This window comes from Dysgonomonas reticulitermitis (genome assembly GCF_054601275.1).
This window is the reverse complement of the sequence record NZ_BAAHWU010000085.1, coordinates 1-6,002: the sequence shown is the minus strand read 5'-3', so window position 1 is coordinate 6,002 and position 6,002 is coordinate 1. Positions and strand designations below refer to the sequence as shown.

Annotated in this window: 7 protein-coding genes and 2 pseudogenes; all 9 read left to right on the top strand. The window is 36.1% G+C overall.

Features of this window, described 5'->3' with window-relative positions; translation table 11 throughout:
• Positions 1–205 (top strand): annotated as a pseudogene (locus ACYPZI_RS15350) (hypothetical protein); the annotation flags it as partial.
• Positions 206–308: 103 nt separating this feature from the next.
• A complete protein-coding gene (locus ACYPZI_RS15345) occupies positions 309–557 on the top strand; it encodes a vWA domain-containing protein (protein ID WP_459603154.1) in 249 nt (82 codons plus the stop codon).
• A gap of 6 nt (positions 558–563) precedes the next feature.
• A complete protein-coding gene (locus tag ACYPZI_RS15340; protein WP_459603152.1) occupies positions 564–1,073 on the top strand; it encodes a macro domain-containing protein in 510 nt (169 codons plus the stop codon).
• Positions 1,070–2,110 carry a TerY-C metal binding domain-containing protein gene (locus ACYPZI_RS15335; RefSeq protein WP_459603150.1) on the top strand — a complete coding sequence of 347 codons (1,041 nt, stop codon included), beginning with the start codon at positions 1,070–1,072 and terminating at the stop codon, positions 2,108–2,110. Before ACYPZI_RS15340 ends, ACYPZI_RS15335 begins: the two co-directional genes overlap by 4 nt.
• Positions 2,111–2,114: 4 nt before the next feature.
• A complete protein-coding gene (locus tag ACYPZI_RS15330) occupies positions 2,115–3,569 on the top strand; it encodes a PP2C family serine/threonine-protein phosphatase (RefSeq protein ID WP_459603148.1) in 1,455 nt (484 codons plus the stop codon).
• 17 nt (positions 3,570–3,586) lie between these two features.
• Complete coding sequence (locus ACYPZI_RS15325) at positions 3,587–4,573, top strand: protein kinase domain-containing protein (RefSeq protein WP_459603146.1); 987 nt, start codon at positions 3,587–3,589, stop codon at positions 4,571–4,573.
• 85 nt (positions 4,574–4,658) lie between these two features.
• Positions 4,659–5,108, top strand: a complete 450-nt coding sequence (locus ACYPZI_RS15320) for a hypothetical protein (protein ID WP_459603144.1) — start codon at positions 4,659–4,661, stop codon at positions 5,106–5,108.
• Between the two features lie 16 nt (positions 5,109–5,124).
• Positions 5,125–5,640: pseudogene (locus ACYPZI_RS15315) on the top strand (cation-transporting P-type ATPase); the annotation flags it as partial.
• A 76-nt stretch (positions 5,641–5,716) separates the two neighbouring features.
• Positions 5,717–6,002: transposase (locus tag ACYPZI_RS15310; RefSeq protein ID WP_459603142.1), on the top strand; the 286-nt coding region annotated here is incomplete at its 3' end.

Here is a 6,002-nt window from a genome sequence, read left to right as displayed (position 1 = left end):
TCTTGTTTCTTTAAACAAAAATGGAATAGAAGTAATGCTGTATATGACTTTGATTGTTGCAATGCTTATCTTGATATACAAACATGCCAATAATATTGGTTATAAAACAGCTAAACGAAGATTTACTGTCGAAATCAGAAATCTGATGATATCAATGATTGTCGTGGAATGTGGGGGAGACCCTTCCATTTTCTTTAAAACGTAGATAAAAAAGTGATCGAAATTTCTTCCGACCACTTATGGATTGGCGCCCTTTACTTTTCATTTTTACAGACGGGAAACCATCTGATTTACAGCTATACTCGGAAATGATTCCAAAAATTAAATCTCTGAATTTTGGAACTATCATTGGCTGTGCTGCTGGACATTTAGCAGACAACTCTAAACTTAAGGAGTTAACGGATACAGTAGTTCATTTAGATACGACTGACAGTTCAACATTGAAACAATTTTTTAAATGGGTTTCGGATACAATTGAGCAGGGTAATAAAAGTATGGGAACCGTTGATACAGTTGCTTTGCCAGCCCCACCATTGGAAGTTCATTTGGTAATTTAATGTAAAATGAGAATAGAATTACATTTTGGTGACATAACGGAATATAATGCTGATTGTATTGTCAATGCAGCAAAGCCATCTTTGCTTGGTGGTGGCGGTGTTGATGGTGCTATCCATAGAAAAGCAGGGATAGAATTAAGAGAATATTGTAAGAACATAGGAGCTTGTAAAATTGGAGAAGCAAAACTTTCACCAGGATTTAATTTACCCTGTAAATATATTATTCATACAGTTGGGCCTAGATACTTGTTCAAAACAGAGGATGAGAAGCTTTTATTGGCTTTGTGTTATACCAACTGTTTGGAAATAGCTAGAAATGAAAAGTTTCAAACACTCGTATTTTCCAATATCTCCACTGGTGCCTATGGATTCCCTAAAGACTTAGCAGCTAATATCTCGCTTGATGTAATTTCCAGCTACCTTGTAGAAAACGAATATCCAAATAAAGTGATTTTGTGCTGTTATGATATTGAGAACTTAGAACTATATACTAAATTGATTAAAGATAGATTATGAGACGACTTCCCATTTATTTTTTGATAGATGTCTCCGAATCAATGGTCGGAGAACCCATTCAGCAGGTTGAAGAAGGACTATCAACCATCATTCAGGCGTTAAAAACAGACTCCAATGCTATTGAAACAGTATGGGTTTCAATTATTGTTTTTGCCGGTCAGCCTAAAACACTTGTTCCTCTACAGGAGATAATCAGTTTTTATCCTCCTAAATTTCCAATAGGGAGCGGCACCTCGTTGAGCAATGGATTAGGCCATCTGATGTTTGAGTTGAGACGAAATTTAATAAAAACGACTGCCGAACAAAAAGGCGATTGGAAGCCGATAGTATTTTTATTTACAGATGGTGTTCCCACCGATGACACCAGAGCTGCAATTACTGAGTGGAAAAGAAATTGGCAAAAAACGGCCAACTTAGTTGCAGTTTCCTTCGGAGATGAAACAGACAGCCATTTGCTTGGTGAATTAACTGAAAATGTACTACATTTTAAAAATGCTGATACTGCCGCTTATAAACAATTCTTCAAATGGGTCACAGACTCCATCAAAACAAGCAGCGTTAGTGTTGAAAATAATTCCACCGGATTTGAATTGGCAAAGTTAGATGGAGAAACAATTTCTAAAATTGATTTGTCAAAAGAAGCTGCAAAACCAATGGTCGATGACAACTTTGTCGTTTTATCTGCAAAATGCCAAAACACTCAGCGCCCATATCTAATGAAATACAGGAAAAATGTATTTATAAATAAATCTGGAGATATCGGATTTGATTATAAGTTGATTGGGGCATTTCAAGTAGATAATACTTATTTTGAATTATCAGGAGAATCAAACCTTTGTTATCAGGTTAATACAGATAAACTAATTGGTGCGCCAACCTGCCCTTGTTGTGGAAACCAATTTGCCTTTGCAATGTGTAGTTGTGGAAAATTACACTGCATTGGTGCCGAAGAAATCAGTACTTGCCCTTGGTGTGGAAATAAAGGCACTTATGGAGCGGGTGATGGTAATTTCAATGTAACCCGGACACAAGGCTGACAAAATGGAAAAGGCAAAATCATACATTCATTCTTTGTTTAAGGGAAAGGGTATATCCATTTCACAAAGCAGGCTCAGCCTATTTGAGGAGTTCACAGAAAGTGAATCAAATATTGAAACAGTAAAACAAATTATCGAAAATCAAAATATGCTGATGGATAAATGGATATTAAAAAACAGAATAGCAGATATTATCAGTCAACAAATCATCATACCAAATGCAACTGTTGGAAAAGATTATCAGGTATGTATTGACTTTCAACAATTAAATTTGTCAGATTGTATTCATTTAGAGTTTGAAGGCTTGTCAGAGTTTGGATTGGCTTTTAATAATTCAACCAATACGATTGAAGGAAAACTCATTCTCGGTGGAGATTTCAAAATTAAACTGTTTTTTAAAGTTGATGGGGAGCCGGAAAACGATCCTGCACATGAAAAATTGATTCCGTTAGTTATCAATCCAGACCCTAAAACGCTGTGGAAAGATATACCAAGTGACCAAAGTGCTATCTTTTGGAAAAAAGACGACGACAGCGATTTCAAGCAATTGGGCGAAAAACATATTGTTGTTGCATCGAAAAGAGGTCGTTCACACAAAAATGTCGGTTCGTTTCGGGATGATGACTTTGCATTTGAATATTATAAAAAAAATGGATGGTCAGTAGTTGCTGTTGCTGATGGTGCAGGAGGTTATGCTCTATCACGAAAAGGTTCAAAAATAGCCTGCAATGCGGTGGCAGAATATTTTAGAGAAACGGAAGAATTAGATAAAGACAAAGATTTTGAACAAAAAATTCAAGGATTTATTCAGACAAAGGATGAAGCACTTTTGAAAGAAGCCGAAATCCTATCCAAGCAAATATTATATAAAGCAACAACATTTGCCCACAATAAAATTAGGGAAACAGCGATAGAAACTTATAAGAGTAATCCGGAATTATTTGATAATCCAAAAGCCAAAACACCACTGGATTATTTCCACTCTACACTCATATTTGCTTTATTCAAAAAATACGATTTTGGATATTTGATTCTTTCATTTGGTGTAGGAGATTGCCCTATTGCCGTAATGAATAAGAATCAAACAGAAACCTCATTACTTAATTGGCTTGATGTTGGTGAATTTGGCGGTGGAACACGCTTCATTACGCAACTTGACATTTTCGATTCAAAAGAACATCCGATGGCTACTCGCTTTAATTTCAGGGTCATCACAGATTTTTCTTGTTTATTTTTAATGACTGATGGAATTTATGACCCAAAGTTTGTAGTAGAAGCCAATCTCGAAAAGCATGAGAAATGGATGGAATTTTTAAATGATTTAAAGGGGAAAAATGAAGACAATACCAAAGTCGAGTTTACTTCAGAAAACAAGGAGATTGAAAATCAACTTTTGTCATGGATGGACTTTTGGAGCTCCGGCAATCATGATGACAGAACTTTAGCCGTTATTTTTTAACCTAACAGCACAAGGAAATGAATATAAAAACAGTGTCATCAATTATCAACACAGGGAAGACCTATCAATATGTTGATAATGGAGATCCGATGCGGGGAGGAATGAAAGATGTCTTCTTTAGCCCTGATAAATCCTACGTTGTAGCATTCTATAGGGATGCACAGGACTTTAATTCCAAGGAAAGATTAAAGAAAATAGTTACCCAATATTTCGACAGTTTTTTTAATAAGGAAGGTGGGGCTTACTACAAGGATTTATATACTTGGCCAACCGATATTGTTGAGTTTGACAAGAAAGTTGGAATTATTGTTCCATGCTACAATCGCAATTTTTTCTTCAAAAAGGGATATGCAAGCAATGACCTGTTAAAGGGAAAAGAAAAAGAAGGAAAGTGGTTTGCCAGTGCAAAATTCAGAGCAATTCAATCTAAATCCAAATTAGATGATTCGGAATTAGGGAATTGGTTAAGTTACTTTCAGGTTTGCGTAAACATTGCAAGAGGTGTTAAAAGATTACATGCGGCAGGTTTAGCTCATTCAGACTTATCTTATAAGAATGTGCTGATAGACCCTGTAAGTAAATCGGCTGCAATTATTGATATTGATGGGCTTGTAGTTCCGGGCTTATTTCCACCCGATGTTATCGGAACTGCTGATTTTATAGCCCCCGAAGTTTTGGCTACAAAACATCTAAGCAAAAATGACTCAAATCGAAAATTGCCAAATCGGCTAACAGACTTACATGCTTTAGCAGTACTCATTTACATGTACTTGCTTTATCGGCATCCGCTTCGTGGCGGTAATTATTTTGGCACAATGGAATCCGAAAAAGAAGAAGATTTATTGATGGGTTCCAAAGCCTTATTTATAGAACATCCTACAGATGCAAGTAATAGAAACTTCAAACGAGAATATGGCGATAATCTGACCAAGTTTTACCCTTGGACGGATTTGAAAAAAAATACCCTATACCATAACAGGTCCATATTTAAAGGAACTATTTGACCAAGCCTTCATCAACGGTTTACATAATCCCAATTCAAGACCTCCTGCTGATGCTTGGGAGCAAGCCCTTATCAAAACAAATAATTTGAAATTGCAATGCTCTAACCCAAAATGTGAGCAAAAATGGTTTATATACAACAATACCAAAGATACTCATTGTCCGTTTTGCGGAACTAAATATAGTCATTCAATTCCTGTCGTTGACTTCTTTTATCAGTTCAAACCTACTGTTTGGAAGCCTGAAAACCAACGCTTGGTGATTTACAATAACTCCACCTTACACCAATGGCATTCAAACCGGAATGTTATACGAAATGAGAAATTGACAGATGCTCAAAAGGTCAGAGTTGGTTATTTTTCGTACTACAACAATAAGTGGGTTTTCGTCAACGAGAAATTGTCCTCATTGAAAGATGTTTCGGATGATAAAGAAGTTCCGATAGGCTCAATGGTGGAAATTACTAACGGAAAAAAGTTTCTGCTTTCAAAGGAAGAAGGCGGACGGGTGGCTATCGTATCTATTGCAAACATATAAACAAATATCATATATCATGGAGCAAAAACACCATTTTACAGGCTTAACAGATGATCAGGTTCTTAAAAGTAGAAAAGAGCACGGTCACAACGTATTAACGCCTCCTGAAAGAGAATCTTTATGGAAACTCTTTTTAGAGAAGTTTGAAGACCCTATCATTCGAATTTTACTTATTGCTGCATTTCTTTCATTAGGAATAGCAATAGCAGAACATATTACCAAAGGAGTAGGACATTATGCTGAAACCATCGGAATTTTTTGTGCTATCTTTTTATCCATTGGGGTCGCTTTTTGGTTTGAAATGGATGCTAACAAAAAATTCGATGTATTAAACCAAGTCAATGACGATACACTTATAAAAGTTATCCGTAACGGAAATGTATGCGAAATTCCCAAAAAAGATGTAGTAGTGGGCGATATTGTTATTCTCAATACCGGAGAAGAAGTCCCTGCCGATGGTGAATTACTGGAAACAGTTTCCATGCAGATAGACGAATCTTGTTTGACCGGAGAACCAATTATAGATAAAACAGACTTTGTTGCAACGGTATTGTAAAAGAAGGGTTACAGGTGTATTTTTGTATTTGCAAATTCAAAAAAGTAGATAGATGAGTACCTCACCGATAACCCAGATCAAAGATAAAGATAAATATAAAATCAAGAATTGGCAAGCGTATAACAAAAGTTTGTGCCAACGCGGCAGTTTAACCTTATGGTTGGACGAATCAATAATGGAAGAATGGGATCATCTGAGCAGAAAGAAGAAAGAAGTAGGCGAACAAACTTATTCAGACAGTATTATTCAATGTTGTTTGTTGTTGAAAATTAATTATCGTCTCCGCCTTCGTCAAAGTACGGGATTTATGGCGAGTCTGTTTTTACTGATGGGCAAAA